Source organism: Lacrimispora sp. (assembly GCF_047605665.1).
Taxonomy (GTDB): Bacteria; Bacillota; Clostridia; order Lachnospirales; family Lachnospiraceae; genus Lacrimispora.
On record NZ_JASGFH010000024.1, the window covers coordinates 43,042 to 61,611 of the forward strand.

The 18,570-nt window shown below is 46.8% G+C and carries 15 protein-coding genes and 1 tRNA gene; all 16 read right to left on the reverse strand.

The window, feature by feature from the left end:
- Positions 1-3: 3 nt before the first annotated feature.
- The 16 genes from QM657_RS17240 to QM657_RS17315 all read right to left on the reverse strand — a co-directional run bounded on the left by QM657_RS17240 (position 4) and on the right by QM657_RS17315 (position 18,566).
- Positions 4-993, reverse strand: a complete 990-nt coding sequence (locus QM657_RS17240) for an extracellular solute-binding protein (protein WP_415067954.1) — start codon at positions 991-993, stop codon at positions 4-6.
- Positions 994-1,082: 89 nt separating this feature from the next.
- Positions 1,083-2,159, reverse strand: coding sequence for an ABC transporter ATP-binding protein (locus tag QM657_RS17245; protein ID WP_415067935.1), 1,077 nt, complete (start codon positions 2,157-2,159; stop codon positions 1,083-1,085).
- A 15-nt stretch (positions 2,160-2,174) separates the two neighbouring features.
- A complete protein-coding gene (locus tag QM657_RS17250; protein ID WP_415067936.1) occupies positions 2,175-3,893 on the reverse strand; it encodes an ABC transporter permease in 1,719 nt (572 codons plus the stop codon).
- Positions 3,894-4,076: 183 nt separating this feature from the next.
- Entirely contained in the window at positions 4,077-5,246 is a 1,170-nt protein-coding gene (locus tag QM657_RS17255; RefSeq protein WP_415067937.1) for an ABC transporter substrate-binding protein, read from the reverse strand.
- A gap of 121 nt (positions 5,247-5,367) precedes the next feature.
- The gene (locus QM657_RS17260; RefSeq protein ID WP_415067938.1) at positions 5,368-6,213 is read right to left on the reverse strand and encodes a serine hydrolase; all 846 of its coding nucleotides are present in this window, start codon (positions 6,211-6,213) and stop codon (positions 5,368-5,370) included.
- Positions 6,214-6,240: 27 nt separating this feature from the next.
- Positions 6,241-7,131, reverse strand: a complete 891-nt coding sequence (locus tag QM657_RS17265; protein ID WP_415067939.1) for an NlpC/P60 family protein — start codon at positions 7,129-7,131, stop codon at positions 6,241-6,243.
- A 146-nt stretch (positions 7,132-7,277) separates the two neighbouring features.
- Positions 7,278-9,317, reverse strand: a complete 2,040-nt coding sequence (locus QM657_RS17270; protein ID WP_415067940.1) for a methyl-accepting chemotaxis protein — start codon at positions 9,315-9,317, stop codon at positions 7,278-7,280.
- Positions 9,318-9,433: 116 nt separating this feature from the next.
- Positions 9,434-10,363, reverse strand: coding sequence for an ATP-binding cassette domain-containing protein (locus tag QM657_RS17275; RefSeq protein WP_415067941.1), 930 nt, complete (start codon positions 10,361-10,363; stop codon positions 9,434-9,436).
- On the reverse strand, positions 10,363-11,415 hold the full coding sequence (locus QM657_RS17280) for an ABC transporter ATP-binding protein (protein WP_415067943.1): 1,053 nt from the start codon (positions 11,413-11,415) through the stop codon (positions 10,363-10,365). The genes QM657_RS17275 and QM657_RS17280 overlap by 1 nt, the downstream gene beginning before the upstream one ends.
- 11 nt (positions 11,416-11,426) lie before the next feature.
- Positions 11,427-12,413 carry an ABC transporter permease gene (locus QM657_RS17285; RefSeq protein WP_415067945.1) on the reverse strand — a complete coding sequence of 329 codons (987 nt, stop codon included), beginning with the start codon at positions 12,411-12,413 and terminating at the stop codon, positions 11,427-11,429.
- Positions 12,410-13,351: an ABC transporter permease gene (locus QM657_RS17290; RefSeq protein ID WP_415067946.1), complete on the reverse strand. Its 942-nt coding sequence runs from the start codon at positions 13,349-13,351 to the stop codon at positions 12,410-12,412. The genes QM657_RS17285 and QM657_RS17290 overlap by 4 nt, the downstream gene beginning before the upstream one ends.
- Positions 13,352-13,511: 160 nt before the next feature.
- Positions 13,512-15,443, reverse strand: coding sequence for a peptide ABC transporter substrate-binding protein (locus tag QM657_RS17295; RefSeq protein WP_415067947.1), 1,932 nt, complete (start codon positions 15,441-15,443; stop codon positions 13,512-13,514).
- Between the two features lie 75 nt (positions 15,444-15,518).
- A complete protein-coding gene (locus QM657_RS17300; protein ID WP_415067948.1) occupies positions 15,519-16,604 on the reverse strand; it encodes a dipeptide epimerase in 1,086 nt (361 codons plus the stop codon).
- An 18-nt stretch (positions 16,605-16,622) separates the two neighbouring features.
- Positions 16,623-17,399 carry a serine hydrolase gene (locus tag QM657_RS17305; protein WP_415067949.1) on the reverse strand — a complete coding sequence of 259 codons (777 nt, stop codon included), beginning with the start codon at positions 17,397-17,399 and terminating at the stop codon, positions 16,623-16,625.
- A 357-nt stretch (positions 17,400-17,756) separates the two neighbouring features.
- A complete protein-coding gene (locus QM657_RS17310; RefSeq protein ID WP_415067950.1) occupies positions 17,757-18,341 on the reverse strand; it encodes a hypothetical protein in 585 nt (194 codons plus the stop codon).
- A 151-nt stretch (positions 18,342-18,492) separates the two neighbouring features.
- Positions 18,493-18,566 (reverse strand) — tRNA-Arg (locus QM657_RS17315).
- Positions 18,567-18,570: the final 4 nt, after the last annotated feature.

Below are 18,570 nucleotides of genomic sequence, written 5' to 3' on the forward strand. Positions count from 1 at the left end.
CTTCTAATTCAGGGTAGCCTGAAAAATCTCTGAAAAACGGGAAGGCCATCTGTCTTTATTTTCCCTCACCACTTCCTCCTGGTCGTGAATCAAGTAAATCTCCCGCTTATCAGACAGATATCCCGGCTCCTCCACGTCAACCCTGACAGAACGCCGCCCCAGGCGGGAAGATATAATGGTCTGCGCATCCTTTCCGGTCACGAAATCCACAAACTGCTCTGCATCTGCCCTGCGCTCAGTTCCCTTTATGATGCACACCACATCAGGCTTGGATATGACGCCCTCCTTCATGTATACCACCTTAACAGGATAACCGGAAGCGATGTAATGGGCCGCTCCCTCTTCAAAAGTCAGTCCCACGGTAAAACGCCCGTCTGCCACTCCCTGATACACCTCCTGGGAACTTCTCAGGAGAGTGCCGTCTAAATTACGGCAAAACTTCTCCACATAGTCCCAGCCGCCCTCAGGCTCTCCTTCTCCCATGGCATACAGCATGTTGATCACATGCTCGTAAGCCGAGGAGGAAACAGAAGGGTTGCACATGGCGATTTTCCCTTTCAGTTCCGGCTTTAATAAGTCTTCATACCCTTCAATTACAATATCCCCTGCCAGATTGGTATTGACCATAAGGATGCTGGGCATATCCGTAAACCGGGGCATATTTCCTTCCCTGTTCTTAAAATCCTCCTGAACCATGGACTCATTTTCACTGATATAAGGCTCAAATAAATTCCTTTTGGGCATAGCAGAAGAAAGGGAGCCACCCCATAAAACATCACATGCAGGCTCCTCCCCTTCTTCTATCATCCTTAACAGCTTCCCGGTTCCTCCCGTATATACCTCCACCCCGATTCCTGTCCGTTCCTCAAACTCAGAAACAATAGGATTGATTAATTCCAGGGGATGGGGGCTGTATACCACCAGTTCCTTGTCCATATTCAGTTCTGCCGATGGAACAGGGGGCCTGGAAGCACAGCCTGCCAAACAGGCCATGCATAAAACCACCCCTGCATATCCGATCTTTTTTTTCATCTGTCCCGTCTCCGCCCTGTCAATGATATAACTTTATTCTAACAACGCTGTTACAGAATGTAAACCCCCTTAGGATCAAAATCCAGATAAGCCTTTTCTCCCACCTCATAAATTCTCCGGTTAACAGGATTATAGTCCGTGATCTGAATTTCCATATCCCCAACCATAACCTGATAATACTGGTAAGAGCCCATAAAGGTGGAAAGGGTAACATGGCCTTCCAAAACTCCGGTTTCCGCCAGGGTTGCGCCCTCAGGACGGATTACCAGAGTCGCCTCATCGCCGGTTTTTGCCTTGGCAAAGTTGTTGACCTCAATGGTATTTCCAGCCACCCGGATGGTCGCCTTTTCCCCATTTTCTTCTAAAACCTCAGCCTTTAAGAAGTTGGCTTCTCCGATAAAGTCAGCCACGAACCTGGAAGCAGGATGGTAATAAATCTCCCTTGGGCTTCCCATCTGCTCGATCTCTCCCTTGTTCATGATAATGATTTTATCCGATATGCTCATGGCCTCAGACTGGTCATGAGTTACGTAAATCGCTGTAATTCCTACTTTCTGTTGAATCTTTCTGATCTCCGTTCTCATGGTCACACGAAGCTTGGCATCTAAGTTGCTCAAAGGCTCATCAAAAAGCAGAACTCCCGGTTCAATGACCAGGGCCCTTGCCAGAGCCACCCTCTGCTGCTGTCCGCCGGAAAGCTGGTTTGTCATACGGGATTCCATTCCCTCCATCTCCACCAGCTTTAAGATGTTCATAACACGTTCCCTGATCTCATCCTTTGGCACCTTCCTGATCTGAAGTCCGTAGGCCACATTGTCAAAGACATTGTAGTGAGGCAGGAGCGCATAGCTTTGAAATACCATGGCAGTATCTCTTTTGTTGGGAGTCAGGCTGTTGATAGCCTCCTCTCCTAAATAAATCTCTCCCTTATCCGGGCTTTCAAAGCCGGCAATCATACGCAGGGTCGTGGTCTTTCCGCATCCGGACGGTCCCAGCAGGGTGACAAAGGTTCCCGGTTCAATGTCCAGAGAAGTCTCCCTTACCGCATAAAAATCCTTTCCCGTCTTCGGGTCCTTATATATTTTAGAAATGTTCTCCAAGCGAACACCTTTTTTCTGTTTATCCATTTTGTTTCCTCCTGTTTAAGCCGGTTCCTGATCGTCTTTAATCTTTTTGCTGACACCAAAGAACTTCATGGCAGTATTCATAATGAGAACTGCGCCATAGGTAATCATGATCAATACGGTTGCATAAGCGCAGGCCACGCCGTAATTTCCCTTTTCCGCCTGCTCGTTGATCTGACAGGTGATCAGCAAAAATTCCGGAGTCACCAGCAGAATAATGGCGGAAATAGCGGTAATGCTTCGCACAAAAGCCGTTACCAGACCGCTGAAAAACGAATCCTTGATCAGCGGAAGAGTGACAGTCATAAATACCTTGGCAGAGTTGGCGCCCATATCATAAGCCGATTCCTCTATGGACTTATCTATCTGCCTTAAAGCAGAAATACCGCTTCTGGTTCCCGTAGGAAGGCTTCGAACAATAAACACGATAATGAGGATTAAGCCTGTTCCGTAAAGTCCGCTCATAAATCCTGACCGGAACAGTCCGTTTGCATATCCGCGGATATATCCGATACCGAGAACCGTTCCCGGAACAGCCATAGCCAGCATGGAAACCGACTCAATAAATCCCTTGGCCTTAAACTGTTTCTTAACCACCAGATAAGAAATGATCATGGAAAGGAAAGCCGTCAAAGGCGCCGCAAACATGGAAAGCATAAAGGAATCCTTAAATGCTTTCAATCCGCTGGTCTTAAACATGTACTGGAACCACTTAAGGCTCAAGCTGTAATCTCTTCCCCAAAGGGTGAACATGGCTCCAAAAGGAATCATGATATACATGAGCAGTACAAAAGCTGCCACCAGCCCGCAGAATGCGGTCAGAGGAACGGTAACGCTTTTCTCCTCAATGAGCATTCTCACACGGGAGGCTTTTCCTGTTAAAGTAGCTGCTGTCTTCTTCTCCAGATAATACTTCTGAATCAAAAACAGTACCACAGTCAGCAGCAGCAGAACTACAGACATGGCCGCAGCTCCGGTGGAATCGTAAGCACCTGTCACCTGAAGATAAATGGTGGTAGCCAGTGTGTCATAAGAACCGCCGATGAGCATGGGGTTTGCAAAATCCGCTACAGACTCAATAAACGTTACCAAAAATGCATTGCCAAGACCGGGGAGGAGCAGGGGAAGGGTAACGCTTGTAAATACCTTCCAGCGCGTCGCTCCCATATCTCTTGCCGCTTCTTCCAAAGAAGGATCAATGTTTTTCAAAAGTCCCTTTAACATCAGATAGCACACCGGGAAAAAGGTCAGGGTCTGAACAATGGCGATTCCCTTAAGCCCGTATACATCAGAATCATAAATTCCAAGCAAAGAACGGCTGATAATGCCGCTTCGTCCGAAAAGCATGATCATGGACAAGGACAAAACAAAAGGCGGGGATACAACCGGAAGCATGGAAACCAGTCCAAACAGCTTCTCTAAAATCTTTGTCTTAAGCTTTACATACACCTCCACATAAGCGAACAAAAGTCCGATGGCAGTAGAAGCAAGTCCTGTAATAAAGCCCAAGGCAAGAGTATTGCTAAATGCATTTCTAAACCTCTCTAAATTCAATACCCTCTGAAAAACAGCCAGGGTAATGGTTCCCTCTGCATAAAAGCTGTCTACCAAAAGCATGAGCAGAGGATAGAGAATGAACAAGGCCAGGAAAATCAACAGCACTACGATCATGCTGACCAAAATTGGATCTGAAAAAAACTTTTTACGTTCCAAGCGAACACTTTGAGAACTGGCCACAAAAAGACCCCCTTTCTTCCGTTTGAGCAGAACCGGTCTGCTCTACATTTCCTTATATACAAAAGATGCTGCGTAATGGTTCTCATCCATATTACGCAGCACCCTTTTTCTCTCCGGCAGGCAGCCTTCCCGCCCTGCCATATACACATTACGGTTCAGCTATGCCGGAGCTAAAATACCGCATTACTCTGTCTTGAAGCGGCTTCCGTCAGCGCTGTCAGCAGAACTTCCAAGAGCAGTAAAGAAGTCCTCTACATATTTTGCACTGTTTGCCTTTGCATCCTCAAAGTCGTATTCAATGGTATTGTTCATATCCAGGTTAAACTGAGCAGCTTCTTCCGGCTGAGTTGCATTGCTGAGTACCAGGAACTGGTAAGCGCCGTTTTCCTTGGCAATATCAACAGCATCAGGAGTCAGAGCGTATTCGATCCACAGCTTTGCAGCGTTGGGATGAGTTGCGCCGTTAAAGATGGCTGTAGCGCCTACCTCATAAGAGGTTCCATCCTCAGGAACAACAAGCTGAATGTTATCGTATCCCTGAAGGATCTGGTAAATTCCATCATGCAGGAAACCGATTCCAATAACACACTCTCCAGGTCCTACCATTTTGGAGGGGCCTGAACCTGATTTTGTATACTGTGCAATGTTCTTGTCCAGCTTCTTGAAGTATTCCATAGCCTCATCGTGGCCCTTCATCTGGATCATGGTGTTGATTACCAGCTTAGCTGTACCGGCGGTGTTAGGGTTGGACAGCATGATCAGTCCTTTGTATTCTTCCTTTGTCAAGTCATCCCAGGTCTTTGGAGCTTCCAGGCCAAGTCTTTGTAATTCTTCTGTATTCACCATAAAGCCTAAGATTCCCTTATAGATACCATACCAGGAGTCTGTGGTGTCCTTGTACTGATCGCTGATTAAGTTCTTTGCATTGATGGCCTTATATGGTGTCAAAAGTCCTGCGGCAACAGCCTCGTTGTAAGGATCGGTAGTTCCTCCGAACCACACGTCAGCAGATGGCTTTCCGCCTTCTTCTGAAACCTTTGTGTATACCTCAGATGTGGAAAGTCTCTGGAATTTGGTCTTAATTCCGTAGATCTTCTCAAAGTTCTTGCATACTGCTGCTAAATGCTCCTCTTCACAGGAACCGTATACAGTCAGTTCGCCTTCTGCCTTAGCAGCCTCAATAAGGGCTGATAAATCATCAGCTGCTGTTGTCTCTCCTGCTGCTGCAGCCGTTGTCTCTGCACTGGCAGCCGCCGTCGTTGTAGGAGCAGATGTTTCGCCTCCTTTGGAACCGCATGCAGCAAGGCTGAGAGCAGCCGCACATGCCATTAAAAGTGCCATTTTTTTCTTCATAACAGATTCTCCCTCCGTTCTTTTTATTTTTCCATTTTACCAAAAAACAGTTCGGGAAAATACCGAAAAACCAGTAATAATGTCGTAATTTTTGAACTAAACCATATTATTACACAGCATTTTATCTATAAAGCTTTCCCTCCAAAGCCAGAAACTGATCCAGAACCATGCGGCTGACCCTGGCGCCGAACACAGTGGCCGGATGGGCCGGGTAATACATGGCGTCAGAAAACTCCTTATGAAACATGACGATCACATAAGGCCCGTAAGGAGTGAACACGATTCCCCCGTCATTTCTGCAGGCATCCATGCTTCCGCTTTTGGAGGCAACGGAAATGAGAATGTCATCTGTATTGTCACTGTCCATATAAACAGGAGGGAAATCTCTGGTGATCATGGTGTTGTAATGCTGCTTCTTCAAAATTTCCACCATCTTTTTATCCGCCGAAGGGCTGATCAGCTCTCCCTTTGCCAGACGGATGAATATGCTGGCATAATCCCTGGGCGTACTGGTCCCCAGCCCGTCGTATTGTTCAAAATGAATGGGATTGTGAAGCACCGTATCCCTGCAGCCAAGGTCCCTGATGCACTGGTTGATGGTATCAAGCCCCAGATAATCAATGATCATATTGGTGGCGATATTATCGCTCACAATGATCATAAAAGTGGCTGCATCCTTAACCCTCAGCATGGCCCCCGGCTCCAGGGCGGGCAGCACGCCGCTTCCGTCCACAACGTGCTCCTCCTTATATTCAATCACATCCTCAAGGCTCTTCTTCCCCTTTTCCACCTGGTCAAATAAGCATACCAGGATATAGGTCTTAATAGCGCTTGCGGTCTCAAAGGCATCATCACCGTGAACGGAAATCACATTGCCCTGGAAATCATCCAGATAAATTCCCATTTTTCCGTCGTAGCTCATAAGCTCTGCTTCAATTCTTTTCTCTAATGTAAGTCTGGAATCCATATGATAAGGCCCTTTCTCTTTTCTCAGTTAAAAAATACTTCCTGACGCATACCAGCTTTCCGCCAGATCCGGCCTGTAATTTTCATCCTCCGGGTTCAAGCTGTTTATCACCACACCGCCGCTTCCCACCTTTCCGGTAGAATGGATATAAGCCCCATTTCCCATGTACATAGCAATATGCCCCGGAAAATACATCAAATCTCCCCGCAGCATTTCCTCCCTGGGAATCTGATGCACCGGAAATCCAGGTTCAATCCTGGCATCCCGGTATGTCAGGATTCCATTTAACATATAGCTTACCGAAGTCAGCCCCGAACAGTCAATGCCTGCCGTAGACTTACCTCCCCACCGGTACTGAACGCCTAAATACTGCTTTGCCGTCTCCACCACTGCCTTTCGGAAAGCCACTTCATCCACAATTTCCTTCTGAGCCGGCTCCCCCGTCCACAATCCGGCCTGGGAAAACTCCTTTTTCCTTAAATACTGGTTCCTCATATATCCGGTCCGCCCGTCTAAAAGCTCCACCTTAGCCCAGCCCTTTTCCTCAGACTCAAAAGCCAGCACCTTTATAACAGCTCCCTTAAAAAGGCTTATGAGGCAAACACCCTGAACCTTTGGAAGGGAAAGGACATCCACATGGATTCCATCCACCACCATCAGACAGCTTTCCTCCCAGCCCTTCATCCCAGCCAAATCTGTGATTTTCACATCTTCTTTCTTAACAAACCCGGTATACTCATAAAAAGTCCGAACCGGATAAAATCCCTGCACCTCTTCCCCGGTTATTGCAAGCCCCATACCGTACAGGCCTTCATCAGCAATGGCAGACACCACTTCTCCCAAACGGTTCTCCTTCGTTTCTTCCGGCACCTCCCAGATCACAGCAACCGGTAACGTTACAATCCCATAGGATTCCATAGCAATTTCCTCCCATCCTCTCTGTTTTATTCCACAAAAATATGCCCCGCCCTGCAACAGACAGGCTTTTCATTAAAACCACCTGCAGCAAGGGGAGCATACCTCAATTTCCCTCAGCAGTTACATCTGCTTTGGAAACCTTCCTGTTATTTTCTCAACCGGAACTGGCCCACAAGACCGTTAAGCAAGGCGGACTGGCTGGAAAGCTCCTCACTGGCAGCCGCAGACTCCTCTGCCGTAGCCGCATTGACCTGTACCACGGAAGAAATCTGATCCACTCCCAATGCCACCTGTTCCATAGTCTCTGACTGCTGCAGGGAAGCATTGGATATTTCCTCCAGCATTCCTGCCACCTGCTCCACATGCGCTACAATGCCGGACAGGGACTCTGCCGTCTGTCCCACAAGCCCGCTTCCCCGTCTTGTAGAACGGATAGAACCTTCAATCAGCTCCGCCGTATCATGGGTTGCAGTTGCCGTCTTTTGTGCCAGGTTGCGCACTTCATCTGCAACAACGGCAAAGCCTTTTCCCGCATCTCCGGCTCTGGCCGCCTCCACTGCCGCATTCAGCGCCAGTATATTGGTCTGGAACGCAATATCATCAATGATCTTTATAATGCTGTTGATCTCATTCGTCCTGGAGTTGATTTCTTCCATGGCGCTTATCATGTTCTGCATCTGCTGGTTTCCTTCCAGAACGCCGGAAACCGTCACCCTGGAAAGCCCGTTGGCCTTTTGAGCCATTTCTGCATTGGAACTGATCTGTCTCGTCACTTCAGTGATGGTGGAAGAAAGCTCTTCTACAGAAGCCGCCTGCTCTGTGGCGCCCTGGCTCAGCATCTGCGCTCCGGAAGCCACCTGACCGGACCCGGAAGCGATCTGATCCGATGCCACCTTGATCTGCTCCAAAGTATCTGTCAGGGTTCTGGAAATATTTAAGAGGGCAGTCTTTATGGAACTGAACTCTCCCACGTAATCCGACTCCAGTTCAAATGCCATATTTCCCTGGGCAATCTGATTTAAAACCAAAGAAATTTCCTCAATATAATTCTTATATTCCCTTAAAGTCACGCCAATCTTTTGAAATGCATCGATCAAAAGCCCGATTTCTCCGTCAGCCTTAACCTTGATATCCACATCAAAGTTGCCTTCTGAAACCTCCCTGGCCGATTTCGTCACAGCCTTGATGGGCTTTGCAATGCTGTTGCTCACTACAGCACCTGCCGCCAGCACGAAGAAAAATATAACTGCCAAAGCTGTAAAGATAACGCCTTCCACCCGGTGCACGCTTTCAAACAAAGCCGCCTCAGATATGACAGAAATATAGTTCCAGCCCGTATTTTCAGACTTGATGCTCTTAAGAAAATAGGCCTTTCCTTCGATGCTTATTTTCTGAAAATCAGCATTCTGGCTGATTGCCTTTAAAAATTCTTCTCCGTACGCTTCAGAAAGATTTTTAAAGTTGTTTTCCGGATTGCTGGGGTCCGCTATAATGGTGCCGTCCCCGGAAGCCAGCATGTAATAGCCCTTGGAGTCCTGGGTCGCCATTTCAAACAGCTTTGTAACGGAATCCACGCTCATATCCACTGCCATGACTCCGGTCACATTTCCCCGGCCATCCACAATAGCCTGTGACGCGCCGATAATAACAATGTCATCCGTTGCAAAGTAATACGGTTCTCCCAAAACAGGAGTTCCCGGTGATGCCTTGGCAGTTGGATACCATGGACGGACTCTGGGATCAAAGGCAGCGCCTATTTCCGAGTCCGGATACTGGATATAACCGCTCTGTTCCGTTCCCATAAAAACGTACTGGTAATCCGGATGGCTCTTTCCAAATTCTGAAAAGCTTTTATATATCTCCCGCTCCACCGCGCCGTTTTGTGCCGGTGTCATTTTAGTGGAAGACTTGGTCCCTGCATAACTGGTAATGGACCGGTCCGCCGTCTGAAGCAGACTGCCTTCTGCAAAATAACGGACATTGTTCAGCATTTCGTTAAACACTGCATCCACGTTGTTATTCACCATAGACAACTGCTTGTTAACCGCGCTTTTCTGGTCTTCCAATGACGTTTCTTCCAGATTCCTTATAAAGAAAACACTCATGCCTGCCAAAGGAATAATTGCGAAAAAAATCAGCAGAAAAACCAGCTTAAACCGAAGCGTTTTAAAAGGGTTTACCTTCATACTACCTTCTCCTCTTTTGCGATTTTAAAGTTCCTTTCATTATACCAGAATTTTACTTATAAAGTAATATAAGGCATATCCCTTTATTCATTAATTTTTCTTATGCATAAACCATGTCATACGTATAACTGCTTATACGCCTCTGCTTCTTTTTGATTTGCCAGTACAAAATGCTCCTTCCTGATTTCCTGCCAGGAAGCCTCATCCTTTGAATAGTCATGAATGGAAGGCTCATAGACCAAAAGCTTCTTCTCCTTCTCACGCTTTGGATCAGGCATGGGAATTGCAGAGAGCAAAGCTCTGGTGTAGGGATGAAGGGGATGGGTGATCAATTCCTCTGTTTCCGCCATTTCCACAATCTCCCCTTTCCGGATTACCGCAATCCGGTCCGTGATAAACCGCATGACAGACAAATCATGGGCAATGAACAGATACGTGATCTGGCGCTTCTTCTGCATATCCGCAAGAAGGTTCAGCACCTGGGCCCGGACCGAAACATCCAGAGCAGAAATAGGCTCATCGGCAATGACAAACTCCGGATTCATGATGAGAGACCTTGCAATTCCGATTCTCTGCCTCTGCCCTCCGGAAAATTCGTGAGGAAAACGGCTTGAAAACTCCGGCAGCAGACCGACGTCCAAAAGAGCCTGATCCACCCGCTTTTTCCTCTCGCTCTCGCCTAATCCCTTTTCTAAATTCATCAGCCCCTCGCTGATGATATAATCCACCTTGGCTCTTTCATTTAAAGAAGCCTGAGGGTCCTGAAAGATCATCTGTATTTCCCGGATCACTTTACGGTCCAGCTCTGCAGGAATCTTTCCGTTTATCTTCTGCCCCTTATAAAGAATCTCCCCGCCTGAGCTGGGAACAATCCTCATAATGGCCCGGCTGATGGTGGTCTTTCCTGACCCCGACTCTCCCACCAGCCCAAAGGTTTCCCCCTTGTATATCTTAAAATTGACCTTTTTCACCGCCTCATACTTTTTCCTGCGCTCTCCAAAGGTCACATCCAAATCCTTTACATCCAATAATACTTCCCGTTCCATCAGATCAGACCTCCATTCCTGATTTTAGCCACCACATCCGGCGGGTCCAGCTTAGGCGCCCTTGGGTCCAGCAGCCAGGTCTTGGCCTTATGGGTAGGGGACACTTCAAAATAAGGGGGCTGCTTCACAAAATCAATCTTAAGAGCCCTGGGGTTTCTGGGCGCAAACGCATCTCCCTTTACCTCTGTATAGAGATTGGGCGGAGTGCCCGGAATGGAAAAGAGGTCCGTTCCCTTTACTCCCACCTGAGGCAGGGAAGAAAGCAGGGCCCAGGTATAGGGATGCCTTGGGTCATAAAAAATATCCTCGCTGGTGCCGATCTCCACAATATCGCCGGCATACATGACAGCCACCCGGTCCGCAATATTAGCCACCACTCCTAAATCATGAGTGATCAAAATGACCGACAGTTTATACTTATGACGCAGCTCCTTTAATAAATCCAGAATCTGAGCCTGAATCGTCACATCGAGAGCCGTAGTAGGCTCATCACAAATGAGAACCTGAGGATTACAGGCAATGGCGATGGCGATTACCACCCTCTGCCTCATTCCTCCTGAAAATTCATGGGGATACTGGGAAAAACGCCTTTCCGGGTCCTGAATTCCCACGTCCGTCAGATATTTAAGGGTACGCTTTTTTGCCTCCGCCCGGTTCACATTCTGATGAATGAGCACGGCTTCCATAATCTGCACTCCAATGGTCTTTAAAGGATTTAAGCTGGTCATAGGGTCCTGCATGATCATGGCGATCTCATGCCCCCTGATATTGAGCCAGTCCCGTTCTCTCTTCACATCGGTCAGGGTTATTTCCTTCCCGTCATCAGCACCGTAATAAACGGCATTTCCACCGTCCACCCGTCCGTTTTTCTCCAAAAGCCCCATAAAAGACTTGGTAAACACAGACTTTCCGCTTCCCGATTCCCCTACAATAGCCAGAATTTCTCCCTTATATAAATCCAGGGATATTCCACGGATGGCATGAAGAGTTTTCCCCCTCAGCTCAAACTTAATATCCAGGTCATTCACTTCTAAAATCTTCTCTCGATTCATTCTGGCCCTCCTTAAACGTGATTCTTCGGATCAGCAGCATCCGAAAAAGCGTTGCCGATGATATAAAAGGAAATGGTGACAAATGAAAGGATGATGGTAGGATAAACCAATTGATACCGCAGAGCAGGGCTGGTGATGAGAGCCCTTCCCTCATTGATCAGATTTCCGAGGCTGGGAATATTGACCGGAAGTCCCAGACCGATGTAAGTGATAAACACCTCATTTCCAATGGCAGCCGGAATGGTAAGAGCCATTCGAAGCATAATAACCGACACCAGATAAGGCAGTAAGTTCTTAATAATAATCCGGCTCACCGGAGTTCCCAGACAGCGGCTGGCAACGTTATAATCCCTGTCCCTGATAATGAGAATCTGGTTCCGGATAAACCGGGCCATCTGAATCCAGCCCGTAAGACACATGGCAAACACCAGAGTCTTAATGCTGGGCTTTAAAATATAAGAAATCAGAATCAGAACAATCGTATTTGGAATATTGTCAATGATGTTGTAAACTTCTGTTAAAATAAAATCCGCTTTCCTCACATAACCCCAAATCACGCCTACGGTGATGCCGATAACAGCCTCTGCAAGGGCCACTGACAGACCGATCATCAAAGAAGTCCTTGTCCCCGCCCAGATTCTGGCCCATAAATCCTGTCCGATAGAGTTAGTTCCCAGAATGAACTCCTCTCCCGGAGGCACATTGCGAAACTGCATTCCCGATGCGTCATTGATGATTTTATTGGGATCGTACTGTCCCGGTAAATAGGGCTGGATAAATGTAAATGCCAGAAGAAGCGCCAAAAGCACCAAAAGGATAAAGGCTCCCCGGTTCTTTAAAAAGGCATGAAGAGTGCTGTTCCAGTAGGAATAATTGCTGTACCCCGTCTTCTCCACTTCCATCTCATTGAATTCCTGAAAAGAGAATAACTCTGCCTCCTCCATGGTATCCATAAATTCTGCTTCCTTTGAGTGGCGGTATGAAAACTGCTTCATCATCTGTCACCTTCCTTCTTTCCCAGACTGATTCTGGGGTCTAACAGCACCATAAGTAAATCTCCGAATAAAAGTCCCAGGACGCCCACACATGCATAGAGCAGAACAATTCCCTGAACCATGGTATTATCATGCTTTTTGATCACAGTAACCAGCAGACCGCCCATTCCCGGAATGCTGTAAAGAGACTCAATATAAATAGAACCGATCACCGTATTTAAAAATGCCGTAGGAATATACTGCGCCAAAGGCACAAAGGCATTGCGGAAAATATGCTTAAACATCACACTTCCCTCAGACATTCCCTTTGCTTTAGCTAACTTCACATAATCCTTATTGCTCTCATCCACCATATACCGCCTCAGCCACATGCCGTAAAAAGCGATGTTTCCAAGAGACATGGAAATCACCGGAAGCACCCAGTATTTAGGGTCATCCATCTGAAACAGCAGTCCCACATCAATCAGCTTGGTTCCGTAAAGCTGGATATACAGAAAATAAACCGCCGCCGGCACCGCCTGGATGCAGACAATAAACAGGGTTCCAATCCGGTCAAACCACCGGTATTTATACCTGGCCATCAAAGCTCCCATAGGAAGTCCGAAAAGAAGAGACACCACCATGGACCAGGACCCCAGCCTGATGGAAACAGGAATCTTATCAGCCAAAACCTGCGATACGGGAACATTGGCCCTGTAAATTCTGGACATGCCTAAATCTCCCTGAAGAAGGTCCTTGAAAAAGCGAAGAACCTGAACCGGAAGGGGATCAGTCAGCCCCATTTCCTTTAAGCCAACCTGTATTTGCTGTTCTGTCATTTTATCGAAATTCTGGAAATACCCTTCAATGGGCATCAGACGAAGCAGACAAAAGACCACGGTCAGAATAATGACCAGTGTAAGAAGTGAACGGGCAATTCTTTTTCCTAAATACTTTATCATCAGTTTTCAGCTCCTTTTATATAATTTCTTAATCAAGTATTGTACTTCCTCATAGTAAAAATACTCTCTGAAAAAGACGTATCCTGCACATCTGTTTCAGACGGTATTTTTCCGCCGGACCGGGAATTTTCATGCCTGGTCCGGCGGTCATTTTTACAGTTTATTTTTGATTTGCTTCCTTGTTTGCCTTAAACTCATCCATGGAAATGTAATGATCATTGATGGTCTGTCCTTTATAGCGAAGGTTGGATACACCAAACGGTGCATACTGGCCGTCAAATACATTTAAGGTATCTGCAACATATCTGCTGACAGAAATGCTGTAAGGAATCACAAAAGCATGGTTGATGAGACTTGACTCTGCCTTGGCAAAAGCCTCATAACGGGAATTAATTTCTGTCTTAATGCCCTTAGCTTCCTCTACCAGAGTAAAGTATTCTAAAGCTGCCTCTGCGGAAGGAGTACCCTCTTCAATGGCCTTTGCAATGTTTCCATACTTATATCCCAGATCGTATCCTTCTTCCCCTTTTTTCTGGTAGAATGGATCTGTCCAGGTTTCCGGGTCTGCATAGTCAGCACCCCAGTTGCACTTCATAAATGCAAACTTGCCGCTGCGGCGCACCTCTGTTAAGAATCCGTCAGCAGGGCCTGCCTCAACAATAATGTCAATGTAATCTGCTCCGAGAAGCGCTTCCATCTGCTGTTCTACGATCTGGCACTCTTTATCCCAGTTAAGTTCAGAAGGATTGTAAGGCATCAGAACCTTTACAGGGAAGGTCACGCCCTCTGCAGCCAGCTCTGTCTTTGCCAAATCCCGGTATTCCTTGGCCTTTGCCTCATCAAAAGTCTGTCCCAGAGATGCCATGTCACCTACTGTCGTATAATCTTTACCATCAGCATTAAAGGTAAAGTTAGCCGGTGTAATGGAATTGATCACAAAATCCTGGGGCGCAGTGGAGTCTGTAATTGCGATTGGGTTTATCTTGTTCAGCGCTGCGAAGAAGGATTTACGGAAGTTTTCATTATTTACAGCCTTTTTCCAGTTTTCCGGCTCATACTGAGCGTCAAACTGAGGATTAAAGTTAAAGCCGTAGAAGAAAGAATAGCTGGTTCTCGGTCTTTCCCGGCTGATTAAGTTCTTCGTATCCTCACCGCTTAACCAGTCATCCAGAATATCTGCAGGAATCTCTGCGTAATCCACTTCTCCACGCTTTACCATCTCAGGTCCAATGGTATTATACTCTGCGTTGTAGATTCTGTGGATTTCATCTATGTATACCGTATCCGCATCATAATTCAGAGGATTCTTTTTCATGATCTGTCTTTCCTGGGGAGAAAACTCTGCCAGATAATATGCGCCGTTGTAATACATCTTATCAGCACCGGTTCCGAACTCCTTGCCAAGTTCCTCAAGCTGCGGGCCGTAAGCAGGCATGTATACCACGTAAGCAAGAGAAGAAAGGAAGTATGGAACCTCTTCTTCCAGAGTATAAACCAGTGTGTGCTCATCAACTGCCTTCACACCTACTTCAGAAAAATCAATAGGCGCCCACACATTGCCGTCTTCGTCAGCACCGCCATTGTAAACAAGTCCGTTATAATACTTTTCTGCATTTGCAATAATGCCGAAAAGGTTCTGTACATTGCCGCTCTCATACTCAGGAGTCAGCTCATATTTCATGGCATCCACAAAATCCTGGGCAGTGACGGCAGCCACCTCAGCACCTGTATGATCAACCCACTTAGCATCTCTCAAGGTAAATGTCCAGGTCAGGGCAGCCTCATCATACTTCCACTCGGTAGCAAGTCCGGGCTTAACCTGTCCCTTGTTGTCATATTCAACCAGGGTGTCAATGGTATTTGCAGGCAGCCAGTGGTCATTCTGTCCTGAGGCAACCAGGTAATTCACAGTGGTAGCTTCAGCGCCGTACAGTCTCGTATAAATTGCCGGTTCTGCGCTTCCTCCTGCTTCCGTTTCCTTTCCTGCGCCCTGGGTTTCTCCTCCCGTCTTTCCGCCGCCGCATCCGCTTAAAGCCACGGAAGCAGTCAGAACAGCACATAGCATAGAAGCAATTAATCTTCTCTTCTTCATAAATACTCCTCCATTTTCCTAATATTCTAAACCCATTGGGATTAGTATCGCTCTTAAAACCAGTTAAAATTAAAATCAGTCAAAAAACACGGGAACCCTGGTAATACCCAGTCCGGCATCTTCCCCCATCAAAATCCTGGGCCCCTCAAAAACCGGACCTCCTGTATAGGGGTCTTCCTTACAAAGAGAAGGACCGTCTAAATCCGCCCTGGTAATGATTCCCTTTCCTGCCGCCAAATGAGCCGCAGCACTGACCGCAATCTTGCTCTCCAGCATACATCCAATCATGCACTCCACGCCAAAGCTTTCCGCAATGGCACAGACCTTCAACGCCTCATGGATTCCCCCTGTTTTCATCAGCTTAATATTAATGAGATCAGCCGCCCGCTCCTGAATAATGCGGATGGCATCCTCTGCAGAAAAAACGCTCTCATCGGCCAGAATCGGCGTATCCACCTGACCGGTAACAAATTTCATTCCTTCAAAATCATGGGCCCTAACCGGCTGCTCCACCAGATCCATGCCAATCCCCATGTCTTCCATGGTTCTGATAATCCGGACCGCCTCCTTGGGAGACCATCCCTGATTGGCATCAACACGCAGCTTAACATCAGGCCCTACAGCCTGGCGGATTGCCCTGATCCGTTCCACATCTCCGGCTCCATCCTTGCCCACCTTGATCTTTAAAATGTTAAAGCCCTGAGACACTGCCTTTAAGCTGTCCGCAACCATTTCCTCCACGCCATTGACGCTGATGGTCAAATCCGTCTCAATTTCCTTTTTCCGGCCTCCCAGGACCTTATATAAGGGCTTATTGCAGGACTTTGCAAAAAGGTCATAAACAGCCATATCCACCGCTGCCTTTGCAGAAGTGTTCTTCAATATACAGCCATGAAGCCTTCCCATAATTCCGTCTAAATCCTCAATCTCCATGCCGATCAGGTTTGGAGCGATAAAATCTTCAATGGCACAGAGAATGGACCCTCTCGTATCGCCTGTAATCACCGCCGTTGGCGGGGCCTCTCCAAAACCTACCTGCCCATCCTCTGTGGTAATTCTGACCACAACATCATTGACACTATCCACGGTTCTGAGAGCCGTCTTAAAAGGCGTCACCAAAGGAATGCTGATTTCCGCCGTATCGATCTTTGTAATTTTCATCCTGATTACCTCATTTTCCTAAATATCATTCAAACTGTCGTATAATTCCAGGGAAATCTCCGCCATAGCCCGTTCAAAAGCCGGAGTATCCGTTTCATTCCCGCAAAAGCAGACGAGAAACGGCTCCTTTCCATAAACAATCCCCACGTCATGGGTAATCCCCCGGTCCTCTCCCGTCTTATGGGCAATCTCCGGGTCCTCAGGAAGGGCCTGCAGATAAAAAGGAATCTTGCTGCAAAGCTGCTGATTTTTCAAAATACCGATCATCTTCTCACTGGCCTGTCCGCTGACCAGCTTTCCTTCATACATCATCTTTAAAAGCCTGCCAGTCTCGCTGGCAGTTATGTAATTTTGAATTCCACGGCTGGATAATTCCAGATCATACATCTTTCTCTGAAGCAGAGTCTTTTCAAATCCCTGACTCCTGATAAACTCATTGATCTGTTCCGTTCCCAAAAGGTCAATCAGCAAATTGGTGGCCGTATTATCGCTGAAAATAATCATCAGCGTAATCAAATCCATGACAGTGACCCCAATCCCCTCATGGAGATAAGTCAATGCACCGCAGGATGGAACACAATCCTCACGCCTTAACCGTATCATTTCCTCAGGGTCCAAAAGCCCTTTTTCTATCCTGTCAAAAGCCGCCGCCATAACAAATAACTTAATGACGCTGGCTGCCATCATGGGTTCATCTTCCTTATAGGAAGCCTTATCCCCTGTGACCAGATTTTCATATAAAAAACTGATCTTTCCGGGAAACCCCTCTAATTTCTTTCCTATGCTGTCCTTCATCAATATCCGTTTCTCTCCTCAACAGGTAAAATCTGGAAACCTTATATAAAAAAAGAGGCACTGCACCCATAATACACAGCTACCTCATCGCACCTGATTCGAATCTTTGGCCATATCTTCCAAAGCCCTATGTATAAGTATAATAAATTTTCAAAAAAAATCAAGGGATAATTTTGGCAAATTACGATTTAGCCCATGATGGAAACAGTAAAAAGCACCTGCATTTTCACGGAAATGCCTTTTCCTGCATGTGCGGGAAGATGGAAACTCCCGGCACCAAAACACCATAATAGAATATTACATCTGTCTTTGCCCTATTGTCAATCAACCGTTGGATTGGGTCGTAAAACAAATTTATCAGTCACTCGCTGGATTGGGTCGTAACGCAAATTTTCTTCTCTTTGACATCCTGACTGTTGCAATAAAGTCATTATACTCCCCCCACGGCTTTTCCGTAACCGAAGCAGACCATCCATCCATGATCCTGCAACAGTCTTTTCCGTCAGAAACGCCTGTGCCCACGCACACCGTCATATGTCCCACCTCACCGCTGAAAGGGCTGCCTACGGCAAATCCCAGTAAACACGGACGGCGGACCGTTTCCTTCTTCACTCTGGAAAACTTAGGCCTTTTTCTATTCTTCACTTTAACGAAATAACCTCTGTCTTTGCTCTTCACATATTTTTTAATGGTTGCCGGAATATTGACATTAGCATATCCGCCCTCATACAGAATCAGTGCATCCACAGCCGCTTCCACTTCCCGAAAGGACATGCCGTACGCCAGACTGTCATACCCGTTTTTCGCCCAGAACCATAAAATGTTGCTGATCGAGGCAACGATACAGTTTCCGCTCTGTGGATTGGGTTCATACTCCATCTGCCCCACAGCTTTTTTCCTGTAAAATACTTTTTTCAGGGCGTAGCTTATCCTTTGAAACATACGAAGCCTCCTTCCCGCACATCTTTTGAGTTCATTATAAATGATAACCTCCCGCCTTTCAATTCAAATCCAATGAATCAAAGCACAAAAAAAGCACCCTTTACAGGATGCTTTTCTTTTTGTAAACCCTTATTCATAAGGATTTTCCCTACGTGCGTGAGAAGATTCGAACTCCCGACACCTTGGTCCGTAGCCAAGTGCTCTATCCAGCTGAGCTACACACACATAT

Excerpts from the sequence above, each read along its gene's own strand:
- QM657_RS17305 (WP_415067949.1), bottom strand. The coding sequence starts at position 17,399 with ATGAAGGACAGCATAGGAAAGAAATTAGAGGGGTTTCCCGGAAAGATC.
- QM657_RS17265 (WP_415067939.1), bottom strand. The coding sequence starts at position 7,131 with ATGGAATCCTATGGGATTGTAACGTTACCGGTTGCTGTGATCTGGGAG.
- QM657_RS17260 (WP_415067938.1), bottom strand. The coding sequence starts at position 6,213 with ATGGATTCCAGACTTACATTAGAGAAAAGAATTGAAGCAGAGCTTATG.
- QM657_RS17270 (WP_415067940.1), bottom strand. The coding sequence starts at position 9,317 with ATGAAGGTAAACCCTTTTAAAACGCTTCGGTTTAAGCTGGTTTTTCTG.
- QM657_RS17245 (WP_415067935.1), bottom strand. The coding sequence starts at position 2,159 with ATGGATAAACAGAAAAAAGGTGTTCGCTTGGAGAACATTTCTAAAATA.
- QM657_RS17300 (WP_415067948.1), bottom strand. The coding sequence starts at position 16,604 with ATGAAAATTACAAAGATCGATACGGCGGAAATCAGCATTCCTTTGGTG.
- QM657_RS17290 (WP_415067946.1), bottom strand. The coding sequence starts at position 13,351 with ATGATAAAGTATTTAGGAAAAAGAATTGCCCGTTCACTTCTTACACTG.
- QM657_RS17310 (WP_415067950.1), bottom strand. The coding sequence starts at position 18,341 with ATGTTTCAAAGGATAAGCTACGCCCTGAAAAAAGTATTTTACAGGAAA.
- QM657_RS17280 (WP_415067943.1), bottom strand. The coding sequence starts at position 11,415 with ATGAATCGAGAGAAGATTTTAGAAGTGAATGACCTGGATATTAAGTTT.
- QM657_RS17285 (WP_415067945.1), bottom strand. The coding sequence starts at position 12,413 with ATGATGAAGCAGTTTTCATACCGCCACTCAAAGGAAGCAGAATTTATG.
- QM657_RS17255 (WP_415067937.1), bottom strand. The coding sequence starts at position 5,246 with ATGAAGAAAAAAATGGCACTTTTAATGGCATGTGCGGCTGCTCTCAGC.
- QM657_RS17240 (WP_415067954.1), bottom strand. The coding sequence starts at position 993 with ATGGCCTGTTTGGCAGGCTGTGCTTCCAGGCCCCCTGTTCCATCGGCA.
- QM657_RS17275 (WP_415067941.1), bottom strand. The coding sequence starts at position 10,363 with ATGGAACGGGAAGTATTATTGGATGTAAAGGATTTGGATGTGACCTTT.
- QM657_RS17295 (WP_415067947.1), bottom strand. The coding sequence starts at position 15,443 with ATGAAGAAGAGAAGATTAATTGCTTCTATGCTATGTGCTGTTCTGACT.